Source organism: Fibrella aquatica (assembly GCF_041321135.1).
GTDB classification, from domain to species: Bacteria; Bacteroidota; Bacteroidia; order Cytophagales; family Spirosomataceae; genus Fibrella; species Fibrella aquatica.
Map to the genome: position 1 here is coordinate 1 of NZ_JBGGWF010000007.1, position 23,371 is coordinate 23,371.

At 50.9% G+C, this 23,371-nt stretch carries 20 protein-coding genes and 3 tRNA genes; 11 read left to right on the top strand and 12 right to left on the bottom strand.

The window, feature by feature from the left end; genetic code table 11:
• Window positions 1-328: 328 nt before the first annotated feature.
• The 3 genes from ACAW87_RS16375 to ACAW87_RS16385 form a co-directional block, all read right to left on the bottom strand.
• Window positions 329-490: a hypothetical protein gene (locus ACAW87_RS16375; protein WP_370724716.1), complete on the bottom strand. Its 162-nt coding sequence runs from the start codon at window positions 488-490 to the stop codon at window positions 329-331.
• 13 nt (window positions 491-503) lie between these two features.
• Window positions 504-950 carry a DUF6934 family protein gene (locus tag ACAW87_RS16380; protein ID WP_370724717.1) on the bottom strand — a complete coding sequence of 149 codons (447 nt, stop codon included), beginning with the start codon at window positions 948-950 and terminating at the stop codon, window positions 504-506.
• 411 nt (window positions 951-1,361) lie between these two features.
• Window positions 1,362-1,619 carry a hypothetical protein gene (locus ACAW87_RS16385; protein ID WP_370724718.1) on the bottom strand — a complete coding sequence of 86 codons (258 nt, stop codon included), beginning with the start codon at window positions 1,617-1,619 and terminating at the stop codon, window positions 1,362-1,364.
• A gap of 1,038 nt (window positions 1,620-2,657) precedes the next feature.
• Between ACAW87_RS16385 and ACAW87_RS16390 the strand changes: the two genes are divergently transcribed.
• Complete coding sequence (locus tag ACAW87_RS16390; RefSeq protein WP_370724719.1) at window positions 2,658-2,915, top strand: hypothetical protein; 258 nt, start codon at window positions 2,658-2,660, stop codon at window positions 2,913-2,915.
• Here ACAW87_RS16390 and ACAW87_RS16395 read toward each other — a convergent pair.
• The 4 genes from ACAW87_RS16395 to nspC form a co-directional block, all read right to left on the bottom strand.
• On the bottom strand, window positions 2,904-3,224 hold the full coding sequence (locus tag ACAW87_RS16395) for a hypothetical protein (RefSeq protein ID WP_370724720.1): 321 nt from the start codon (window positions 3,222-3,224) through the stop codon (window positions 2,904-2,906). The genes ACAW87_RS16390 and ACAW87_RS16395 overlap by 12 nt on opposite strands.
• Window positions 3,225-3,302: 78 nt before the next feature.
• Window positions 3,303-4,490 carry a tyrosine-type recombinase/integrase gene (locus ACAW87_RS16400; protein WP_370724721.1) on the bottom strand — a complete coding sequence of 396 codons (1,188 nt, stop codon included), beginning with the start codon at window positions 4,488-4,490 and terminating at the stop codon, window positions 3,303-3,305.
• Window positions 4,491-4,650: 160 nt separating this feature from the next.
• A complete protein-coding gene (gene amaB / locus ACAW87_RS16405) occupies window positions 4,651-6,174 on the bottom strand; it encodes an L-piperidine-6-carboxylate dehydrogenase (protein ID WP_370724722.1) in 1,524 nt (507 codons plus the stop codon).
• Window positions 6,175-6,291: 117 nt separating this feature from the next.
• A complete protein-coding gene (gene nspC, locus ACAW87_RS16410) occupies window positions 6,292-7,539 on the bottom strand; it encodes a carboxynorspermidine decarboxylase (protein WP_370724723.1) in 1,248 nt (415 codons plus the stop codon).
• Window positions 7,540-7,811: 272 nt separating this feature from the next.
• Between nspC and ispG the strand changes: the two genes are divergently transcribed.
• From ispG to ACAW87_RS16435, 5 genes are all read left to right on the top strand, one after another.
• A complete protein-coding gene (gene ispG, locus ACAW87_RS16415; RefSeq protein WP_370724724.1) occupies window positions 7,812-9,818 on the top strand; it encodes a (E)-4-hydroxy-3-methylbut-2-enyl-diphosphate synthase in 2,007 nt (668 codons plus the stop codon).
• A gap of 129 nt (window positions 9,819-9,947) precedes the next feature.
• On the top strand, window positions 9,948-10,136 hold the full coding sequence (locus tag ACAW87_RS16420; protein WP_370724725.1) for a DUF6728 family protein: 189 nt from the start codon (window positions 9,948-9,950) through the stop codon (window positions 10,134-10,136).
• A complete protein-coding gene (locus ACAW87_RS16425; protein ID WP_370724726.1) occupies window positions 10,133-10,489 on the top strand; it encodes an MmcQ/YjbR family DNA-binding protein in 357 nt (118 codons plus the stop codon). Before ACAW87_RS16420 ends, ACAW87_RS16425 begins: the two co-directional genes overlap by 4 nt.
• Window positions 10,490-10,563: 74 nt before the next feature.
• A complete protein-coding gene (locus ACAW87_RS16430; protein WP_370724727.1) occupies window positions 10,564-11,124 on the top strand; it encodes a tetratricopeptide repeat protein in 561 nt (186 codons plus the stop codon).
• 27 nt (window positions 11,125-11,151) lie between these two features.
• On the top strand, window positions 11,152-12,939 hold the full coding sequence (locus ACAW87_RS16435) for a cytochrome c peroxidase (protein WP_370724728.1): 1,788 nt from the start codon (window positions 11,152-11,154) through the stop codon (window positions 12,937-12,939).
• 51 nt (window positions 12,940-12,990) lie between these two features.
• On the opposite strand, the gene ACAW87_RS16440 is transcribed toward ACAW87_RS16435, so the two are convergent.
• Window positions 12,991-13,935 (bottom strand): SGNH/GDSL hydrolase family protein, encoded by a 945-nt coding sequence (locus ACAW87_RS16440; RefSeq protein ID WP_370724729.1) that lies wholly within the window; start codon window positions 13,933-13,935, stop codon window positions 12,991-12,993.
• A 306-nt stretch (window positions 13,936-14,241) separates the two neighbouring features.
• On the opposite strand from ACAW87_RS16440, the gene ACAW87_RS16445 reads away from it, so the two are divergent.
• Window positions 14,242-14,571, top strand: a complete 330-nt coding sequence (locus ACAW87_RS16445; protein ID WP_370724730.1) for a LytTR family transcriptional regulator DNA-binding domain-containing protein — start codon at window positions 14,242-14,244, stop codon at window positions 14,569-14,571.
• 26 nt (window positions 14,572-14,597) lie between these two features.
• On the opposite strand, the gene ACAW87_RS25770 is transcribed toward ACAW87_RS16445, so the two are convergent.
• Window positions 14,598-15,017: a DUF7149 domain-containing protein gene (locus tag ACAW87_RS25770; RefSeq protein ID WP_441656229.1), complete on the bottom strand. Its 420-nt coding sequence runs from the start codon at window positions 15,015-15,017 to the stop codon at window positions 14,598-14,600.
• A 353-nt stretch (window positions 15,018-15,370) separates the two neighbouring features.
• Here ACAW87_RS25770 and ACAW87_RS16455 point away from each other — a divergent pair, with 353 nt between their 5' ends.
• Complete coding sequence (locus ACAW87_RS16455; protein WP_370724732.1) at window positions 15,371-18,730, top strand: hypothetical protein; 3,360 nt, start codon at window positions 15,371-15,373, stop codon at window positions 18,728-18,730.
• A gap of 1,092 nt (window positions 18,731-19,822) precedes the next feature.
• Here the strand turns inward: ACAW87_RS16455 and ACAW87_RS16460 are convergent.
• The 3 genes from ACAW87_RS16460 to ACAW87_RS16470 form a co-directional block, all read right to left on the bottom strand.
• A tRNA-Arg gene (locus ACAW87_RS16460) sits at window positions 19,823-19,896 on the bottom strand.
• Window positions 19,897-19,985: 89 nt separating this feature from the next.
• Window positions 19,986-20,062, bottom strand: a tRNA-Pro gene (locus tag ACAW87_RS16465).
• Window positions 20,063-20,123: 61 nt separating this feature from the next.
• A tRNA-Ser gene (locus ACAW87_RS16470) sits at window positions 20,124-20,213 on the bottom strand.
• A 215-nt stretch (window positions 20,214-20,428) separates the two neighbouring features.
• Here ACAW87_RS16470 and ACAW87_RS16475 point away from each other — a divergent pair.
• The 3 genes from ACAW87_RS16475 to ACAW87_RS16485 are packed head-to-tail and all read left to right on the top strand — an operon-like array spanning window position 20,429 to window position 23,348.
• Entirely contained in the window at window positions 20,429-21,382 is a 954-nt protein-coding gene (locus ACAW87_RS16475) for a vWA domain-containing protein (RefSeq protein ID WP_370724733.1), read from the top strand.
• A gap of 45 nt (window positions 21,383-21,427) precedes the next feature.
• Entirely contained in the window at window positions 21,428-22,135 is a 708-nt protein-coding gene (locus ACAW87_RS16480) for a hypothetical protein (RefSeq protein WP_370724734.1), read from the top strand.
• Window positions 22,136-22,169: 34 nt separating this feature from the next.
• Window positions 22,170-23,348, top strand: coding sequence for an acetyl-CoA C-acyltransferase (locus tag ACAW87_RS16485; RefSeq protein ID WP_370724735.1), 1,179 nt, complete (start codon window positions 22,170-22,172; stop codon window positions 23,346-23,348).
• The last annotated feature ends 23 nt before the right edge of the window (window positions 23,349-23,371 follow it).

Sequence of the window (23,371 nt, forward strand, 5' to 3'; positions counted from 1 at the left end):
CTATCAGCGAAAGGTGGCTGCGGGCAAGAAGAAAATGAGTGTGTTGAACGCGGTTCGCAACAAGCTGGTGCATCGGATGATGGCGGTTATGGAGCGGGGAACGCCCTACACAGCGGAGTGTCCAAAAATTGGATAATTTTTAGTGAAAAAGGCTTGGATGTCTTATAGGAATCGCCCGCAAAGGCTGATGGTGGAAGCAAGATAAGCCAAACTCAGGTACGTTACCACCTTTACACCTTTGCCCACGTTGGGTGCCGCTTTGGCTAGCCGGGCAGTGTCCTGTCCAACGCGAGTGGACCCCGCAAAGCTAAAATCGATGAATAGCCTGTTACTGTTTTTCCTTTCGGGGAGGCAGTTTAACCCCTTTTAGCAGGGCATTTGCTTTTGCTAGTTTCTCAGGAAAAAGAATTTGTCCCCGGTACTGATCTAACGACGAGTCAATGCTAACAATGGGGGCTTTGCTACTATTCAGTTCTTGTACGCTTTTCATAGTATCTAGAGTTTTAACTTAATCGGCGTTGCGCAATGAAACCGTCATACTCTTTACCAACTTCAAAAACCAAAAATTCGTCTCCGACCTGACCGTATAAGTCGAAGTCTTCCACAACCTCATCGTAGAAACGAGTGATGCCCATGCGGTAGAGCCTTGTCCGGGCAGCGGTACTTCCAGTAGCATACACATAGGCATCAGGATATTTCTCAAAGAAGGCATACAGGGCAGCCACAACAGTTGCTAGTACTTTATCCGTATCTCCATTGTTTGAGATGGCTAGATCATCAATCTCGCCAGTTTGTGCATTTTTATCACCAAAAGCGAGATTATATAAGTTAGGGTGGTTTGTTTGCTGAAATTGAATGAGTTTACGAATCATGCCCTTTGGCCCTTCGCTAACGAATTCAAAAACAGTTAAGCTTTGCTCCGCTTTGAGCGAGTATTTATCAAGCTTCATAAGCTGTAAATATAACTCAATTGCCAAACAAGCCATGTTGCCATAGCTCCTACCGGCTGAAAGCATTTGTCAACGAGCTGTCCACAGGAGATTGACCTGTCCAACCAGACGTGATTCGCCCGCAAAAAACGCGCTATCGAATGGAAACAAGACTGTCGCCAAGTACGTGGCAGACCTACAAAGAACGTTCACTATCAATTCGTTATCCTGTCGACCGTGACGCGAAACACCCACTGACTTGGACGGGCCACCCAACATCCGCAAAGGCTGATGGTGGACACAAGATAGAGCACACTCAGGTACGTTACACCTTTACAACTTTGCCTGCGTTGGGCTGCCGCGTTGAGCGCTCCATGAGTCCCCTGTCAGAGTTAACACGCCAAAGCAGCGCTAATACTTTCATTTAGAAGCCTACAAGTTGCAAATTTTAGTAGCCACGTGCAGGCAATGCTTCGAATCACCTAATACACCGATTGTCACAGTTTCAATTTGATGCAGGGTGTCAGCAATGACCTCAGCATTAGCGCTATTGATTTTCAACCTTAAAATAGCTGGTGTGTAGCTTCGGTACTCATCACGTGGTGCATAGGTATTCACACCAATCGGGTCCCAGTCATTCCAAAGAATATCATCGATGGCGTTATACAAATCTTTTTGTTCAACTGTCATAGTTGTCTCCTTTTTCGACCGAGCCACCACACGCCGACGAAAACCTTTCGTCCAACGGACATTGACCTGTTACTGAGTATGTGGCAAACCAGTAAATGACGTTCACTATCAATTAGTTACCCTGTCGCATGATACGTGAAACGCCCACTGACTTGAACGGGCCACCCAACGCCCCAGGGGGCTGATGGTGCACCGCAAGATAAGCTAAAACTCAGGTGCGTTACAACCTTTGCACCCCCTGCCTGTTGGGCTGCCGCATTGGCCTACTCCGAGTGATGCCTGTCCCCCGTAAGTGGACCCGGCAACGCTAACCAAAAACGCATAAATCTGCAATGGGTCAACGGACAGTCGAAATAGCTAAGTGTCACTATATATTAGCGATTTTACATTTGTACAGCAGCTGTCTTTTCTATAAGTTGTGAGCCGTAAAGGTTGAACAGTTTTGCATCGATTCCTTTTTCAGTTGTCAGCACATTTAAATATGCTGAGCGTTTTAAATGTTACATCAAACATAAATGATTATGGAACCAATATTCGGACTTGGTGAGTTGATTATGGCAATTTTCGAACTGATTTGGAACGCAATCTTTTCGGATGATTAATGACCGTTAATTTTTCAACAATTAACTAGACAAACATCCTAACGTTGTCCGCACAGCCCCGTCTACCGGTGCGTTGTTATGTTGCGCGAAACGCATTCTGTCGAAGTGCTGTACAACGCTGATCGACTTGTCCAACCACACGTGAGACCCCAGCCAAAGCGTTCTGTCGAACGGTGATTCCCCTGTCGACCGCAACGCAAAACACCCACAAATAACGCTCATTATCAATCTGTTATCTTGTCGCACGACACGCGAAATACCCGCTCACATGGACGGGCCACCCAACGGATTAGAGGGCGCAAGGGCACTAAACTACAAACGACTGATAATCAAACGACAGTGATTTATTCTTAGCTCGGCTTTTATACCTTCGCTGTTAGAAAAAAACGAGTACTAATTGTGTCACAATCTTAGGCACATACGTTGACATACGCAAGTGAAGACGAGTAAAAATATTCCCGTAGATCAGCTAGTTGATCGGATGTGGGACATTGAGGGCTTTCCCAACTATTTCTTTGGGAAAGACAAACAACTTTATCGGTACGATTCGCGCGGTAGACTGTGGCGAAACAAACGGATTATACTGCGCTATACGGCTGGGTACGTGCTTAAGAGCCGGTTCTATAGCCTATCTCAACTACGGCCGTTGCTGCGGCGACACATTGAAGCCGATGATGGAAACCTAATTCCCTGACGGTTTTTGAACTGCGTTTAGGATGGCTGTTAGCGTTTGCCCAAACCCATCGAGGCGTTCATGAATTGCAGTCTGACCAGCCTCTAGTTTGGCTTGACCAGCCTCCAGTTTAGCTTGACCAGCCTCTAGTTTAGCTTGGCCAACCTCCAGTTTAGCCAGTTGCTCCTGTTGGCTAGCCTGTCCCTGGAGAAGGAAAATAATATCGTCGCTTTGGCGACTGGTAATTTCGATCAATGTGCTAATTCCAGTATTGACCCGCCGCAGTTGGGCGGTGTGAAGGTCGAGTTGGGCGGCGAACTCGCCAATCATAGGTTCGAGTTGGTCTAGGCGTTTTCAGGTGTCATAGTTGGTGGTGTTTACTCAAAGATATTGATTTTCATAGATTAACTACAAATCGTCGATTGGGGATTTGATGACGCTGATTTTGTCGGCGGTGACGTGGGTATAACGCATGGTTGTCAGAATACTTTCGTGGCCCATCAGTTGCTGAATATACCGAATGTCGGTCCCTGACTCCAGCAAATGAGTTGCGAAACTATGCCGTAATGTGTGAATACCACCCCGTTTCCGAATCCGAGCTTCTCGAACTGTTTCACTGTAGACATTCTGAATGGTTCGCTTTGCCAACGGTTCGGCCGTAAGTGCGTTTTCAAACAAGTACATCTGCGGGTTGTAGCGTTTTCGGTATTCGTCGAGGTAGCCAATCAGTTTCTCAGAAAGCATGACTACGCGGTCTTTCTTTCCCTTTCCCAGTCTGACAATGATCAGCTTGCGCTGCCGGTCAATGCTGTTGATTCTCAGATGCGCTACTTCATCAAGCCGGAGGCCCGTGGCATATACGAGTTGAAACAGGGTTCGATACTTCAAACTTGTAGCTGCTTTGAAAATGGCTTTCACCTCCTCGACACTGTAAACCGAAGGCAGTTTATCTTCCTGCCGGGGATAGTCGATTTCGTAGAAGGTTTTGTCACGCTGCATCAGCTTCTCCTGATAAAATTTCCAGGCATTGATGTGAACGTTGAGCGACGAACTACTTAGGCAACGCTTGTCGCGCAAATAGAGCAGATATTTTTTGAAGTCAGGTTTCGTTAGCTCATCCAGCGGTTTTACACCCATGTACCGGATCAACGAAATTAGCGCCTGTTTGTAATTTTTGACCGTTTTCAGGCTGTAGTTCTGGAGCCGCATTTGATCAGAAAGGGCAGCAATGACGGGGTGAGTATCGTAAGCAGTCAGCAACGGAACGTGCCGGAAGGGTTTTCGAGGTAGCTCAGACTCGGTAATCTGACTGCTTAACGGGGGCCAGTCCGGATTGGTGGCTTGCTCTACCTCGACGTTGGTAACGGTTGGCTTGTAGAGTCGCACTACATCTTCGTCGAACCGGCAGTATTCTTTGCCAAAAAGCTGACCCAGTTTTACGACAGACTCGCGGGTGTTGGGCACTGTCCAGCCCTGCCGCGAGTAGCTAAATCGTCGGCCGGGTACGTTACGGATAATGTCGTTAGCCAGGGTGTCGGCGGGAAAATAGACAGCTAATAGCGCCGGGTTTTTCGGGTCAATGCGAATGGTGATCATTGGAAGGGGTGAGGAGTGAAGGGCGAGGGGTGAGTAGTGAGGGGTGAAGGGTGAAGCAAGAACTAAGACTGGTAAACACAGCCAATGGTCTCGTACTTTACCTCTTATCTCTCACCCTTCACCCCTCACCCCTCACCCTTCACCCCTCACCCTTCACCCCTCACAACTCAAACGTGATTCCCTGCGCCAAGGGCATGGTGGTGCCGTAGTTGATGGTGTTGGTCTGTCGACGCATGTAGGCTTTCCAGGCGTCGGAGCCTGATTCGCGACCACCACCAGTCTCTTTCTCGCCCCCAAAGGCTCCTCCTATTTCGGCCCCCGACGTACCGATGTTGACGTTGGCAATGCCACAGTCTGACCCGGCGACAGACAGAAATTGCTCGGCTTCGCGCAGGTTCAGCGTGAATATGGCTGACGATAAACCTTGCGGTACGCCGTTTTGCAGGGCAATGGCTTCATCAAGGGTAGTGTACGGAATGACGTAGAGGATGGGCGCGAAGGTCTCGCGCTGTACTACGGGCCAGTGATTTTGCGCTTCAGCCACGCAGGGCTTCACGTAGCAACCCGACTCATAACCCGCGCCCGTCAACGTACCTGGCTCTACAATAAACGTCCCACCCGCTTCCCGAATGTCGGCCACGGCTTTCTGGTAACCAGCCACAGCGTCTTTGTCGATCAGGGGACCAACATGCACGTTTAGGTCGAGCGGGTCGCCAATGCGGAGTTGGGCGTAGGCTCTGGTCAGTCGGGTACGTACCTCGGGCAATAAGCTCTGATGAACAATAAGCCGCCGGGTAGTGGTGCAACGCTGCCCAGCCGTACCAACGGCTCCGAAAACGATAGCCGGAATGGCGTGATCCAGATCGGCATGGGGCGACACGATGATGGCATTGTTACCACCCAATTCGAGCAGGCTTCGACCCATACGCTCGGCTACGGCAACGCCCACAGCTTTACCCATACGGGTGCTGCCCGTTGCCGATACCAGCGCCACCCGTGGATCGCGCGCCAGCCATTCACCAGCCTCGCGGCCGCCCGACACCAGACAGGAGACGCCCTCAGGTACGTCGTTGTTCCGCAATACGTCCTGGATGATCTGCTGACAGGCCAGAGCCGTGAGCGGTGTTTTCTCAGACGGTTTCCAGATGCACACATCGCCACAGACCCAGGCCAGCATGGCGTTCCACGACCAAACGGCCACCGGAAAGTTAAACGCCGAAATAATACCCACGATTCCCAACGGATGATACTGTTCGTACATGCGGTGAGCCGGGCGTTCGGAGTGCATGGTCAGACCATACAACTGCCGCGACTGCCCAACGGCGAAGTCACAGATGTCGATGATCTCCTGCACTTCGCCGAGACCTTCCTGCAGTGATTTACCCATTTCAAAACTCACCAGTTTACCCAGATCGCTTTTATACAACCGGAACTGATCACCCATTTGCCGCACAATGTCGCCGCGTTTCGGGGCGGGCACGAGCTTCCACTGGGCAAAAGCGGCCTGTGCCGTTTCCACCACCTGGTCGTAATCGGCGCGGGTTGAGGTGTAGACACGGGCGATCAGGCTACCATCAGTGGGCGAATACGAGTCGATGGTTTTGTCGCCGTGATGCCAGAATTGCTGCCCGGTACTGGTGCCAGGCTTGTTCTTATGCTGCGGAACGGGGAGGATATTTTCCATAGAAGAAAAATAGTTTCGGGTTTGATGTTTTGTGTTTGAGGTTACTCTGCTTAACCTACCAGATGATGGCACAGCAACGCAACATCAAACCCAAAACATCAAACCCGAAACATATTGTTATGATAGACGATCTTTAAAGCTCTCATATCCATATTCACGCACCAGTTGGAACGTGCCGTCTTCTTTGGCGATGCCGATGGCAGGGAGGTTAACACCGTTAAACGTGCTGGTTTTCACCATCGTGTAGTGAATCATATCTTCAAAAATAATACGGTCGCCCACGTTCAGCGGCTCATCGAAACTGTAGTCGCCCATGAAGTCACCGGCCAGGCAGGTCATGCCGCCAAGGCGGTAAGTAGGTTTACCGGCTACCGGTTCCTGATAGGCATCGCGGATGCGCGGCTTGTAGGGCATTTCCAGCGTGTCGGGCATGTGGGCAGCAAACGATGTATCGAGCACGGCCACGGGAATACCCTGGCTATCGAACACATCGAGCACGGTGCTCACCAGCACACCCGTTTGCCAGCCAATGGCCGATCCGGGTTCCATGATGACTTCCACACCATATTTTTCACGGAAAGCTTTCAGCAGGCCAATCAGGTGCTGCGTGTCGTAGCCTTCGCGGGTCATCAGGTGCCCCCCGCCCATATTTACCCACTTTACCTGACGCAGCAAATCACCAAATTTTTCTTCCAGCGCCGCCAACGTCCGTTCGAGGGTGAACGAGTCATTCTCACAAAGAGTGTGGAAATGCAGCCCTTCAATTTCAGCGGGTAAGGTGTCGGGTAATTTGTCCCGCGTCACACCCAACCGCGACCCCGGCACACACGGATTATACATATCCGTCGCCACCTCCGAATACTGCGGATTCACGCGAATACCGAAGGAGGTAGGAAAGGAGGAAGGGGAGAATGGAGGAAGGGGGGCGTTGCTGGTTTCCGGATCCTGCCCGTGCAGCGCTCCCTTTCCTCCTTCCTCCCTTTCCTCCTTTCCTCCATTAAGTACCTTTCCTCCTCTAAACCTTTCCCACTGACTCCACGAGTTAAACGTCACGTGGCTGCTGCGACTCATGATTTCGTCGAACTCGTCGTCGCGGTAGGCGGGTACGTAGGCGTGGGCGGGTACGTTCATGTACTCGTTGACAAGCTTAATCTCGTTGAGGCTACTCGCGGTGGCTCCGCTGAGGTACTCGCGCACGAGCGGGAACACGCTGAACATTGAAAAGCCTTTCAGCGCCAGAATGATGGTTACACCCGCCTCGCGTTGTACGGCATCGATGAGTTGAAGGTTTTGCCGAAGTTTAGCTTCGTCGAGTACAAAGCAGGGCGACGGTGCCTGCGCTAGTCTTGCTGTTTCTGGATACATGCCGCAAAGATAACACCTCACCCCCCAACCCCCTCTCCTTAAAACAAGGAGAGGGGGAGCCGTACTACAGTAGCTTCGCTTATCTGCAACACGCGCGTTTTTACGTTACTCTCACGATTACAGAAAAATGAATGATCAGATTGCTGTTTTAATAGGGCGAAGCTACTCTAGTGCGGCTCCCCTCCCCTTGTTTAAGGGGAGGGGTTGGGGTAAACAGTGAACAGCCTTACTCTGGTTTGTGTTACCTTTGCAGTGCTCTATAAGCCATTTGTATGCTCGATTTCCTGACCAGTGCCTTCACCGGCGACGCCCCCGAAACGCCCCGACTCTTTGCCCCGTCGCTGACTGAATACGTTCGGCGCGAGACCATTACCGTCAACATCGGTAACGTACCTATGGGCTCAGCCCATCCAATTCGGGTGCAGTCGATGACGACCATTGATACGATGGACACGCTAGGGTCAGTGGAGCAATCGATCAGGATGATTGAGGCAGGTTGCGAATACATCAGAATCACGGCACCAAGCGTAAAGGAGGCGCAGAATCTGGAGAATATTCGCAAGGAACTTAGGGCACGGGGTTACACTACGCCATTGATCGCTGACATTCATTTTACCCCCAACGCCGCCGAACTGGCCGCTCGTGTGGTTGAAAAAGTGCGCATCAATCCCGGCAATTACGCTGACCGGAAACGGTTCGAGCATATCGATTACACCGACGATTCGTACGCCGCTGAACTGGAACGAATTCGCGAAAAATTCCTGCCCCTGATCCGCATCTGTAAAGAGTACGGCACAGCCATGCGGATTGGCACTAATCACGGTTCCCTGTCTGACCGAATTCTGAGCCGCTATGGTGACACGCCCGCCGGTATGGTCGAATCGGCGCTCGAGTTTCTACGGATCTGTGAAGATGAACAGTATTACAACATTGTGCTGTCGATGAAATCGAGTAACCCCCAGGTGATGGTGCAGGCTTACCGGCTCTTGGTGCAACGGCTCGATGAAGAAGGACTGAAGCCCTACCCGCTCCACCTCGGTGTAACAGAGGCGGGCGAAGCAGAAGATGGCCGGATTAAGTCGGCATTGGGTATAGGTACGTTGCTTGAAGATGGCCTGGGCGATACCGTTCGCGTGTCGTTGACGGAAGACCCGGAGCTGGAAGCCCCCGTTGCCAAAGCCCTGATCGACCGCTATACCAGCCGTGCCAACACGGCGAGCCCGATTCCTGCTTTAACGCAACTGCCGTATAATCCTTTTCAATACAGTCGGCGACAAACGCACGAAGTAGCCAATTTCGGTGGCACCAACGTACCCAGAGTCATGGCCGATTACAGCCAGATTCCGGTCGATAACACCGATTTACTGAAATCCGTGGGTCATTTTTACCTGCCTGTGCCTGATAAATGGGGTATGAACGACCTCGGCGTCGATTATCTCTACACAGGTAAAAGCCCCGCCAGCTTTATGTTGCCCAATGGCCTTAAAGAAGTGCAGGATTATTCGGTCTGGCGAGCACAGGCCGACCAGACAGCTACGTACCCCATGCTGACGGCGGCGGAGTATCTGCTGGCCCGTAACCTTCCGCAGGGCCTTCATATTCGCCTCAACTTTGTTCAGTTTACCCTGGCCAATCTTACCGACGAGTTGAGCGATGCCTTTCAACAAAACCGCAATCTGGTAGGTGTCGTCACCACTGCCAACACCCATGCCATGCCCGAACTGAGGCGGTTGTTCGTTGAACTCATGAACCGGTCGCTGATGCTGCCTATTGTGGTACAGCGCGGCTATACAGATGTACCAGCGGCAGACCTTCCGCTCTATACAGCTACTGACGTGGGGGGTCTGCTCATTGATGGTTTTGGCGACGGCATTCTCTTACAGGCTAGTCAACCCGACGATCTGAAGTCACTAAACGGGCTGGCCTTTGGCATTTTACAGGCCGCCCGTACCCGCATCACCAAAACCGAATACATTTCATGCCCTTCGTGTGGCCGCACCCTGTTCGATTTGCAGGAAACCACCGCCCACATCCGGCAGCGCACCGATCACCTGAAAGGCGTAAAAATTGGCATTATGGGTTGTATCGTAAACGGCCCCGGCGAAATGGCGGATGCTGATTATGGGTACGTTGGTATCGGGCGCGACAAAATTGCCCTCTATCGCGGGCAGCAGGTGATGAAAAAATCGGTACCGGCTGCCAATGCTGTCGATGAATTAATTGAGTTGATCCGCGAGGATGGCCGGTGGCTGGAGCCCTCGCAGGTGGCTTCTTATTGAGTTATCGAGCAGAAAATATAAGCCAATCAGCAAACCTTTTTGGCGGGGAATTGGCTTTATAGACAGGCGGATACCACTTAGTTCATCCGCCTGTCAAGTATTCAATTTCAAACGATAAACACACTTTCTGTGAGCCGTTTAGCTGATTATTTCAAAATTGGGCCCGTATTCAATTACTTCCTGCGCGTTTTTCGCAAGCCCGACCCCAGTAAACCTTCCAATGTCAACCTGCGCATGATGCATGGGATCAACCGGATCTCGATCGTTATGTTCCTGTTCTGTCTCATGGTCATGATTTACCGTGCTTTTATTCGATGACGGTCGACGAACTACGTGATTATTGCCTGAGCAAACCCGCTACCACCGAGTCGTTTCCGTTCGACGAAACAACGCTGGTTTTTAAAGTGTCGGGGAAAATGTTTGCCCTTTCCAATCTGGAAAGCAGGCCAATGCGCGTCAGTTTAAAATGCGAGCCGGAGCGGGCAGTGGAATTGCGTGACCTTCATGAAGCCATTCAGCCCGCTTTCCACATGAACAAAAAGCACTGGAACACGGTGACTTCAGACGGGTCTCTCCGCGATACGTTCATCCGCCAACTGGTTGACCATTCCTACGAGCAGGTGGTGGCCGGCCTGCCAAAGGCCATGCGGGAAAGCCTGTCGAACGCCTGAAAACGGGTGCAAGCGGGCTTTCGATGTTGTTGAACAATAGGTAATTTAGCAAGCAGAACAGAGCGAGTAGCGGTATGGAAATTGCACTACTGGGTTTATTATTTATGGTTTATCTGGTAATGCGCTATTACCTGATCGACCACGAGACAGCCTCTGAAAAGGACACCCGTCGCTTTCAGGAGGGTATTCAGCTGGTCAAAGAGCGTAGCATCGAAACGGCTTTCGATTACTTCAACGATGCTGTATTGAAGCACCCCAAGTCGGCGGTGGCCTATGCCTGGCGGGGAAAATGTCAGCTAATGCTGGGCAATCATTATTCGGCCATTTACGACCTCACGCAGGCGATCAGCATCGACAACACCCTGGCCGATTGCTACCTCGATCGGGGTATTGCCTATTACAGCGTGGATCAGTTTACCGAGTCGTTCCGCGAATTCGACAAGGCGGTTTGGCACATTCGCGACGAGCGCCCGGATGCGTATCGATGGCGCGCTGTAGCCCGGATTCAGCTCCGGCAGCTTAGCCAGGCAGAAAACGACCTTCGTCGGGCCGTGTTGCTGGGCGACGAAAATGCGTTTCAACTGCTTCGACAGCCTCCGTTTACCCGGCCCAAACCGGTCAACAGCAACCTGTAAATGCCAGCGTACCGAAGACAATTGTCCATGTTGGCCTGCCTCATTGGGTTCAGCCTGTTGCTCTTCGGCCTGTCGCGGCCCGCGCCGTCTCATCCCCCACTTCAGGTAGTCAGCAACCTGTATCAGGCCAACTTAACCCGGTTCGACACGGTACTTGCTGATCTTACCCGTCAGATTGACCGGCCCCAGTCAGCCAACGAGGTACAAGCCGCATTTCGGCGGGCACGGCTGGCTTATAAGCATATTGAAACCCTGACCGAGTATTACTTTCTGCAATCGGCCAAGAACCTCAACGGGCCCAACGTACCTGAAGGCGAAGTAGATGATGGCGTGGCAGTCATTCTATTGCCCGAGGGATTTCAGGTAATCGAACCCGCTCTGTTTCCGTTCGACACCGTCCGGCGCACTCAGCTTAGGCAACAGCTCATGGCCATGCACCGCACCGTTGCCCAGCTCAGGCAGCTATCGGCCGGCAACCCATTGTCGGATGCCTTTATTTTTGATGCTTTACGTCAGGAAGTATTTCGACTGGAAACGCTGGGTATTACAGGGTTCGATTCTCCGGTGGCTCAGCACTCATTGCCCGAAGCAGTGTCGGCACTCGATAATGTTCAACAAACGCTGGCCTGTTACCCGCTCGCTTCAACTAACCCCGCTTTAGCTACCCGAATCAACCAGACAATTGCGAAGGCGCAGCGCATGCTTCGATCGGCCAGATCATTCAACACATTTGATCGGTTGGCGTTCATACGTACCTGTACCCATCCGCTTATGGAACTTTTGCTCGATGCACATCGATCGCTGGGTATTCCCCTACCCGAGGGCAGGCGATTACTGCGCGCGTCGGCCCGTACACCGTCGGACCCCACTGCCTTTGACCCTGGTTACTTTGCCAATCACAGCGACCTGCCCAGTACACCCGCCCGCATTGCGCTGGGTAAACGGCTATTCAACGACCCCATTCTGGCGGCAGAGGGAAGTGGTCGCAGCTGTGCCGGTTGCCATCAACCCGACCGGGCGTTTCAGGACGGCCTGAAAGTAGCTCAACTACTCCCTTCTGACTCTAAAACCATTACCCACCCAACCCGAAACACACCTACACTCTGGAATGCAGGCCTGCAATCGGCTCAGTTTCTGGATATGCGTGTGTTCACCCTTGAGCAGCAGTTGAACGATGTCATCCATAACAGCCACGAAATGGGTGGCTCATTGGCTAAAGCCGTCATTCACCTGAATAGCCAGGAAACCTACCGCACCCGGTTCAAATCAGAATATACCGAAGGCCTGACTGCTTTTACGGTCAAACATGCACTGGCCACCTATGTTCGTTCGCTGGTTAGCGTTGACAGCCGAAGCGATCGGTATTTGCGTGGTTTACCCGTAGCGCTTACTAGCAGTGAAAGACTGGGCTTCAACGTATTTATGGGTAAGGCCAAATGTGCTACCTGTCATTATTTTCCGCTCTATAACGGCACGCTTCCCCCCGCCTACAGGCGCACCGAGAGCGAAGTAATTGGCACACCCGCCACTCCCCTCAACAAACAACTCAGCCCCGATTCGGGCCGGGGAGGCATTACACAGATCGACTTTCATCGGGGAGCGTTCAAAATCCCGTCGTTACGGCACATTGGGCAAACTGCACCCTACATGCATAACGGCGTCTACACCACGTTGGAACAGGTCGTTGATTTCTACGACAAAGGGGGTGGGCTAGGCCTTGGCTTTCCCTTACCCAATCAAACCCTCCCCCCCGAGCCACTTCACCTGACAGCGACTGAAAAGCGAGCGCTCGTCGCCTTTCTGAAGTCGCTGTAATCAGAAGAAGTCTAGGATCAAACTACACTAAAAACAAAAAAGAGAGTCAACTTACCAGTTCTTGGCCTTCAACTTCGCAGCCACCCGGTTGGCGATTATTTGGTAACCAGCCGTCTTCAGATGAACCGAGTCGCTATACATATCGTAGGGCCAGGTTCCAGCCGCGATACTGGCTTTGTCAGCATCGGTCGGGGTGTAACCAATGGCCATCATTTCAGCATCAGTGGGGGGCGTGGCCACTACATAGTTATCGCCGTAAGTAGTGGCGAGCATGGAATTGAAGCTACTAATAGTTCGCCCCTCGGTGGTGGTTGCCGTTTCATTTCGGCCCGACAATACGCCAATAACCAGAGCCTTACGGGGCGCAGTGAGGTAATTTACGCTTGCCTGAATAAGCGGGTCCACTACGCCAGCCAATCGGGTATCGTTTCGTCCCATCCAAAGCAACTGGACAGCACTTTTGTTAGTAACAGCCTCATCAGGAATGAACTGCGTGCCGGCCGGGACGCTTGCTGTCGAGGCCGTTACCGGGGCAATGGTGTAGATTTCTACCCGATTGGGCGGATTACCCGTTGTAGACCGCGTCATGACACAGGGCACACCAGCAACCGTACCGTTGATGGTATATACCTGGCCGTTGGCTGGCGTGGAAATCAACTGAGTAGAGATAGTAGTTATAGGCACCTGAGAGGTCCCGGCAAAGCTATTACCCTGAACGGTGATGGTTACAGGTAGGCCACCTTGACGAGCCGCAATCTGCTGGGCAATCTGACCGGTAATGCCAAAGTTCTTCACGGTACGGCCACTCAGCAGGGTAGCCAGTTGGGTGGGATAAGGTGTCCCCCCTTCGCCCTGCGTCAGGCTGTCACCCCACGCGACGATATCGGCCGGTGCGATCAATTCAGTCGTAGTGCCTATGCAGCTATCCAGTAAAGCCGTGCCCAGCAACGTGGCACTTCCCATAAGAAAGCTGCGACGGGTAAAATCGGGAGTCATACGCTAATTGGTTTTTGGGGTAGCTAATATAGGCTGTTGGCCACCGCTACATATAACCGAATGATCGAATTTTCATTTTTATGATCAACAGCCGCAACCAGTCAGGGGAATAAGCCAGCTGTGGCGTATGTCATTCCCGAATGGGTCTGTAGAGAAGTAATGCTCCCGACCAGGTATATGTAAATAGAAGACCGTTACCCTCACAGCCATTAAACGATTAGGTACCGGCTTTGTCGAAGCTATGAATTAGCCAACCGATAAGTTCTGTTGTCGATAGGCGACGCACATCACTTAACCAGTTACGCTTTGATCCATATTCCAAATCAAAAAGTCTTACAAAATCCAGCGTCTATCATTCGACTGGAAGGGGTTGACAACTACACTAACATCTACCGTCTTGGTGAGCCCGTCCCCTTCCTGGCCAGTCAAACGTTGCTCTACTTCCAGAAACAACTGCCGGACTTTCTACGCATTAGTAAGTCCTCACTGGTCAACCCTGCCTTCGTCCTGCGCGTGGTCAAAAAAGGGCGGGCCACCCATCTGCGTTTAAAGGATGATACGATGCTGTTGGTATCCCGTAGGCGAGCCGCCGACACACTGGAGGCGCTTAACCGATTAGGTCAGTTTATGAGCTGACAGCATTCGCGCCTGTTGTTACAATCCTAAAAGCCCGTTAGCTGGTGCTGGCGGGCTGACCTCCTCCTGTTATCCGGTCGTTTCACCTCAAACAGCACTCCAGCGGGCGGAGTGGCCTCTTTGCCGGTGTGAATGTCAAAATCTGTTTTGCCTTTAAAAGCTACGATGTATGCGTCTTTGTAATAGACCTCTTTGAGAAAGTCCATCGAATGCTCTTTTACATTCTCCTCGCTCTCCCCCTCATTGATGAGGTTTATCAGCTTCACAAAGTTGACCTTGAACCGGTCAATCTGTTCGTGGTTTCCTAATTGTAAACGGTATACTTTTTCGAGAGATTCAGTGGGCGTAAGGGGCGTCAGTAAATTACTTGTATCGTTCAGAACAGCTAAAGTAACATAAGATTTGTGACCTATTTTACGGGCTAATGATACAACTAGAAAAACAATCTACTCTTTCGACAAAGCCAACAGAATTATTACTTAGCAACTATCTATAAGTACTCAGTAAGTTTGTCTACTTTGCGCTCAATATAGCCTAATTATTTACTTACTACCTAACCTATATGGCTTTCCTCTACCGGTTCGTTCTTTGGCTCCTTTTACCCACCGTTAGCTTTGCCCAATCATACAATCCTAATCCGACGGCTAAAGCCATACCTGTTTGTGAGGGCCAACCTATCTATTTATACGCCCAGTGGACTCCGCCGCCATCGGGTATCAGTGTTACTTTCTTTTGGAGCGGACCTAACAGTTTCACAAGTAATAGTTTTACACCATTAGTGCCATATAGTACAGCCGCCATGAGCGGTTCCTACAGCCTGACGATTGCTTATACAGGCAACAACACCGGCTTTGCTACCAGCAGCATCACGCCTGCGCCAGGTACACCTAAAGTGAATGCATATGGTCGTACCGCTGATATGGCTTACTGGTCAAAAGCAGTAGTCGCATGCGCACCCAGTAGTCTGTCGCTTAGCATGGATTTCCAGGGGCATCCTATCGCAACAACCTACCTGTGGACGAGTCCCAACAGTTACTCCAGCAACAGCCGATCACCCATAGTTACCGGATCACCAGTACCAGTAGGGTCATATATCGTGACAGCTACATTTCCAGGTACGTGTGGTGTGTCGAGCGATACTGTTTCGCTGACAGCGCCGCCGTTTTCTTACACTTCTGTATACATATCGGTAACAAACAGTAAAAATAAGCCTGTCTTTGAATTCTGCCCGGGCACAACAGCCGTGTTGACGGCCACAGGCCTGGAATCTCAACCAAGTTCAACTTCCTACGTGTGGCGTAATTCAGTGGGCACCGTGTTGAGTACGTTGCCAGCACTTACTGTATTGTCTTCACATACTTTACATGCAACGGATTACTACCAGGTTACGGTTTCCAGTAGCTGTGCTGAGACTATCTCACTCACACAATACATCTATAGTAGCACGCCGCAGGTTAACCTTACTGGTCGAACCAGCTCTGCATCCGGGTCATATGGGCTAACTACCTGCCCGGTAACCAGCTATTCGCTGTCTGCGAGCACATCCAATGATGCCCTACAGCCAACGTACTCCTGGACAGGCCCAAACAATTTCAATAGCACCGAGCAAAACCCTGTGGTAACAGGTAACCCCGTTCCACCGGGTATATATACCTGTACAGCTAGTTATCCTAACGGATGCGGAATAAGCAGTAGAGGTGGTGCACTTCAGTATCAGCCAAGGATAAACATCAATGTACCCGAAGGCCAGTTTGGCGCAACCGGCATTCGGGTCTGTGCCAATAGAGCGTTCACGATGACTGCCAGTTACACGTTTGGCTCTTCACCACTGTCAACCACTTTTGTTTGGGCTGGACCAAATGGTTTTACAGCTACTGGTTCCTCCGTAACAGTTGTCAATGGTGCGGCAGGCATGTATAAGGTCACGATGAAGTATTCGGGTGCCTGCTCTGGTACCGTGGTAATGTGGCAAACCATCACGATCGGGCCGCCAGCCGTGGAGATCTATAGTAGTAGGGAAACGTCATGCCCCGTTAATACGCTTGATCTAAACATATACCCAAACACCTCGTCAGCAACATATGCATGGACAGGGCCAGGTGGTTTCACCAGCACGTCGCCTAATCCGACGGTTACGGGAACGCCTGTGGCAAGTGGCCTGTATTCACTTACCACCACGTTTCCCAATGGGTGTGGCAGTATGGTGAGCACATATCCGTTTGCTTATGAATTGCCTACACTAAGTATCACCAGCTATGATGTAGCTGGAAACACAACGAGCCGCTACTGTCCGAATTCGACGGTCATTTTGATAGCAGACACCAATGAGTCCCCCAGCTCATACGCTTGGGTTGGCCCAACCGGAGCCATCGGCACCACGCAGGCTATTTCGGTAACGAATGCATCAGCAGGTTCGTACAGCGTTACAGCAACATACACAGGTAGTTGTGCTACTACGCTTACCAGTACCCATATGCTAACCATTGGTCCTCCGCTTATCGACGCCCAAAGTGAGGTGAGGAGCGGAATAGGCGCGTTTGATCAGGTTTGTCCTGGCTCAACTATTATGCTGACTGCCAGTTCACAGACTAGTACACCTGATTCGTTTCGTTGGAAAGGCCCTGATAATTTTAGTGCTACGACCGCCACAGCAATCCTAACAAATGTCACGTCTGCTATGAGTGGCATTTATAGTGTGACGGCAACATATTCTGGTACCTGCGCAGGTTACGCGGTGGATTTCCTGACGCTGGCCGTAGAGACACCGTCCAGCACTATTTTACAGAGAAGCCTGGTCGGCTATATGGCCAACATTTTTACGCCTGCCAGTATTTGTGATGGCTCCTTGCTGGGGTTAATTGCCAGTTCAAGTTACTGGTGGCAAGACATTTTCCCCCAACCAACTTACTCATGGGAACGTCCGAATGGGCAGACAATTGATGGCCCTAGTGAGCTTGATGTACCCAACACGACAGCCGCTGATGCAGGGCGGTATATACTGACAACCACCTTTGGCGCAAACTGCAATTATGCTGCCATTAAAGATACCGTATACATTAACTATGGACTGGAGGCCCCTAAACTCATGGCCAGTCAGGGCGTGATTGCATCTGGATCAAGTGTAACTCTGACGGCTACTAATTGTCCGACGTTCAGTCCCTATGATATTGTCTGGTCAAATCAAATGACGGGCAAAAGTATCGTTGTTGCGCCAACTATAACGACCACATACCGGGCCACCTGCAAAGCAAATAATTGTACAAGTAACCCATCTGACCCACTAACAATTACGGTACTAAATCAGCCTCTCGCCGATGTAGCCTTGCGGATGCGAACTAATAGACGATTAGCGAAGGTAGGCGAGCCGATTTCGGTCACGATCACGGCGGTAAACGAAGGCACAACTACAGTTTCTGATCTGCAAATTATGAGCCGATTGCCCGCTTCTATAGGCATAGCCGATCTAGGAAATATGCAAGCCTTGGTGGACGCTGTTCAGGGTGTCATTACCTCGCTAGTGCCGGGTGGTAGGCAGGAATTAGTATTTGCCGTGCAGCAGCAACTGCCCGGCACGAGTAGGCTGGCGGCGCAAATCACGGCCTCGACAAACCCCGACCCCGACTCCTGGCCCAACTCCGGTACCAATGATGGACAGGATGACGTGGTGTGGGTTGACCTACGTACCGAGGAAACAGGCGGCACCTACTCTTCACCCGAACCCAATCCAGCAATCCTTCCCACCGTGCAACAAACGCCCTCTACCTTGCCTGACGGGTTTGCTGACTTGGGACTTACCATGGCGCTAAGCAACCGCAGCCCAACTGTTGGCGATGTGATATCGATTAGCTTGACCCTGACCAACGATCAGTCGAGCCGGATGCTGACGCCTGTTATTCGCTGTACCTTACCCGAAGGCATCAGTTTTTTGGCCGGCAATGGTATTTCTGCCAATGGGCAAGAGGTAACTGTAGCGGGTGGTATCTATTTCTGTTTTCCAGCCCTTACGTTTAGTTTCCAGGTACAGGTCAATGCAACAGGTTCCAAAACGATCTTCACCGAGATACAGTCTTGCGATTGGCCTGATCCCGATAGTTCTCACGGCAACGGCTATTTGAATGGCGAAGATGATACGGCACAGGTTGAGCTACGAGTCCGCTAAACAGCTCAAAGTGGTCATTGACACGCTAAATTTTATACCCTCACAACTTACCCTATTTCAACTCCGCTTTCAGAACCCATCTCTATGCGTGACCTATTTCTGTTACCACAACAATTATGAAGAAGGCTCCATTGGCTTTCGAATGATACAGTTTAGCCAGCACTCTCGAGGAAAAAGATGTGCGTAAACAAGCTGATGAACTATGCACTGTCTACATGGCTAACGCAAAAATTCCTCGCTCATGGGACTTTCTACCTAAGCCAACACTCGTTAAATTTTTCCCTGTATGTGCGAATCTTCATATCTGCTAGGCAAAATTATACCCTCGCCTATAGCTGCTTTGTAATGCCCCCTTGGTTTTTCGTGGCCGGGTATATGCAGACTCTTTATTAAGTTAACTGAACCCTGGGTGGAAAATTCATTGCTAGTAAGCATTTCTAGTAGCCTTAGAAGACCCTCACTCCCTGGGTATTCCTTCAATCCCAATTCCTGAACGATACCCTTTCGTAATGAATACTCTTCGTCCTTATCATAATTGCATCCAAAGTTCAGTTTTGAAAGGCTTGCAAACTATTGATGAACCAAACGAAGGCCAACCATCTTCGGGTGTTCACCACCTACTTCTGGTCGCCATATCCACTCAACACAAACATCTTCAACATTTATGCTTGCTTAATCACAGCTATTGCACCTCCAAGTCTCATACTCCATTTAGAGAATTGTTTACGTCAGTTTCGTTTAAATCACTTTAGCAGGTATATTCTTGTATAGTCAATTAGCTGTCGACAGAAGTATAAGCGATTATGAATTGTAAGCATATAGGGTTTTAAATTGCTTTGTAATAATCACTTGTCGTAGGTCATTGATACACGAAAAGAGCAGTCAATCAATTGTTGTACCTAAATGCAAAAAAGCACTTAACATCATCTGCTAAGTGCTTAATTTTCAATGGTAAGGATTTAGAGTTTCGAACCTCCCGAACCTCTGATTGTAAGACTACCGTTTAGAATACTCATACAAGTAATCACAGATTGTTTCAACCAAAAATAAAAACACAATCAACTAAAACACTTAACTAATTGATTATCATAGTGATCCCAATTGGATTCGAACCAATGACCGCCTTCTTAGAAGGAAGATGCTCTATCCAGCTGAGCTATGGGACCAAAAAAAAAGAGTTTAAAGTTTTCAAGTTTAATGTTTGATCTGGCCGGGGCTTTGTCAAACGTTAGACGTTAAACTTTAAACTCTTTACTGGTCGGGGTGGCAGGATTCGAACCTACGACCTCCTGCTCCCAAAGCAGGCGCGATACCGGGCTACGCTACACCCCGAGGTGTTGATTTACTTGTTACCGGTAAAAAAATTAACAAGCAAAAGTACTGGTACTGTTTGTGGCGGAGAGAGCGGGATTCGAACCCGCGGTACCCTTGCGGGTACGGCAGTTTAGCAAACTGCTGGTTTCAGCCACTCACCCATCTCTCCACTTGGCTGATCATCCTGCCGTTTCCTGCCTGATGAGGATACAAATGTAGGGTAATAAATTGCGTCTGACAAACACTGAGCAAGAATTTCTTCACATTGCTGTTAAATTCGCCAATCATCGGCCCGCCCGTTCTATCACCTGCTTCAGACAAATGTCTGTAAGTGAGCTTACTGGCTCTGCTCACGATTTATACGCAGTTGGCCAACTTTTTTTTATGAACTGGTTATTTTCATTTTCAACAACGGAAGCAATCTTCGTTGGGCTCTTTTTATGCTTCTACGGTTTCTATTTCGTCCGTACTCTTCGGTTGGCTCGCCAGCTAAATACCACCCCCTGGTCGGTAGTACCCAAGTTTGTGCTTCGCTCGCTGGCCCTTGGCCTCCTGCTGATCGCGTTGATGGGGCCACTCTTCGGCGAAGCCAGCCGGGCCATGTCGGCGCAGGGAAGAGATGTATTTCTACTGCTCGATGTATCCCGATCCATGGAGGCTACAGACGTAGCACCAACCCGATTGGAACGCGCTAAATTCACCCTTCAGCAATTGAGCGACTCACTCGTCACCGATCGGTTTGGACTTATTCTGGTGGCCAATGATGCGTTTGTGCTATCACCACTCACCTCCGATCATCAGGCAGTGAATCAACTCTTACGGGCGGTGCGAAGTGACGCCGTTGGCGGGGGAACAAATCTTTGCGATGCCATTGCCCTGGCTCGCGACAAAATACTGGCCGACTCGAGCACACAGCAACGTACCCGGGCCATTGTGTTGCTCAGCGACGGCGAAAACTTTGGCAACTGCCCGCCAGCCACTCTAACCAGCTTGGCCCGGTACGATATTGCCCTCTTCACCGTAGGTATGGGTACCGATGCAGGCAGCACCCTGCGAAATGGCAAAAAATACCTGACCGATGAGCAGGGACAACTGGCGCACACCAGGCTGAACCGCGATTTTCTACGCTCACTTGCCAAACCGATGAACGGCCAGTATTTCGATCTGTCAGATCAGGTAGCCGATGAAATCGCAACCGGGCTACGGTCATTACCCGGTAAAACCATTAATCAGCGCCGGGTAACGGTAACCACCAACAAATACTACTACTTCCTGAGTATCGCCCTCTTTCTGATTATGCTCGACGTACTGGTCACGGTTAGAACACTTCGGCTCTGATGAAACCACAACCGACACATAAAATTCCTTACTTTTGGCCTCACTATGCTTCTTCTGGTACGCCTGGCAAGTCTGCTGATTATCGCCGCCACCTGGTTCGACACTATGGTGGACGAAACCAGACTGGGTTTGGTTTCTCGTCGGAACAAGGTGCGTCGACAGGCTGCTGTTGCCTACCAGGCAGGCCGATTTCAGGAAGCTCTGGTTCATTATCGCTATATTGTTCAAACCAGTCAGTCGCCGTCGTTGGGCGAACAGATTAATCTGGGGCATGTATACTTTAAACTTGGTCAGTATGCATCAGCCAAACGTCACTATGCCTCGGAAGGCGCAGAAGCAACGCCTCAGCTGCGGTCAGTTGCCGCAACGCAACTAGGGCTCCTGGCTTGCCTGAACAAAGACACAACCCTGGCACTGGTGCACTTCCGTAGTGCCCTGCTGAACAACCCGGATAATGTGGCAGCCCGCCAGAATTACGAACTGCTTAAATTGCGCTTTTCCGGAAAACAAGCCCGACCCAATACCGTTCAGACAACACCACAGCCTACACCGCAGCCAGAAAGCAGTCAGGGGCAACAGGTAGACAAAACGGAACAGCAACGAGATAAGCTCGACCGGTTCAGAAATACAACCCTTTCTGATGCACAGGCCCGGGAGGTCCTCGACGCATTACAAGCTGACGACCTCCCCTACGAATTGGCTCGTCGGCGGGCTGCCAAACAAAAAACCGATCCTACAAACGGACGGTGGTAACTCTCTTTATTCATCAACACTCAACAACCTACCCATGCAGGAAGTAGTCATTATAGCAGCAGTACGAACCCCTATCGGCAGTTTTGGCGGCGCTTTATCCACGCTGTCGGCTACCGACCTGGGTGCGGCCGCCATTAAAGGCGCACTAGAACGGGCCGGCGTAGCTCCCGAACTGGTACAGGAGGTCTATATGGGCAATGTGGTGTCGGCCAATGTTGGACAGGCACCCGCCAAGCAGGCAGCGCTAAAAGCCGGATTGCCTGCCAACATTCCGTGTACGACCATCAATAAGGTATGCGCTTCCGGCACAAAATCCATTATGCTGGCCGCGCAAAGCATTCAGCTTGGCCTGATCGATGTGGCCGTGGCGGGCGGCATGGAAAGTATGTCGAACGTGCCTTACTACGTACCCAAAGCACGTTTCGGTTATAAATATGGCAATGCCGAACTGGTTGACGGACTGGCAAAAGACGGTCTGCTCGATGTATACGACCAGTGTGCGATGGGCGTTTTTGCCGACGCCACGGCGGAAAAATACCAGATCACTCGGGAACAGCAGGATGCGTACGCTATACAATCGTATCAGCGGGCCGAGGCCACGACCAATGCGGGTCACTTTGCCTCAGAAATTGTACCAGTCGACGTACCTGGCCGTAAAGGCATGGTAACGGTGCACGAAGACGAAGAATACAAAAACGTATTTTTCGATAAGATTCCGACTCTCAAACCAGCCTTTACCAAATCCGGAACCGTTACTGCGGCCAATGCATCCACCATCAACGATGGCGCGTCGGCGCTGGTGCTGATGAGCGCAACGAAGGCCGCAGAACTGGGTCTTAAACCGCTGGCTCGTATTCTGGCCTATGCCGACGCCGAGCAGGAGCCACAATGGTTCACCACGGCTCCGACCAAAGCAGTTCCCCTGGCCCTCCAGCGTGCTGGGTTAACCATTGACCAAATCGATTTTTTTGAAATCAACGAAGCCTTTGCCGTGGTTCCTCTGGCGTTTAGTCAGGTACTGAACGTACCTCAGGAAAAACTAAACGTGTTTGGCGGCGCTGTTTCACTTGGCCATCCCCTGGGCTCGTCGGGCTCACGCATCGTTTCAACCCTGACCAACGTACTACAGCAGCGCGGTGGTCGATACGGGGCCGTTGGTATCTGCAACGGCGGTGGCGGTGCCTCGGCCATCATTATTGAACGACTAACCTAATCAACCAGCTTTCCCGGCTTTTT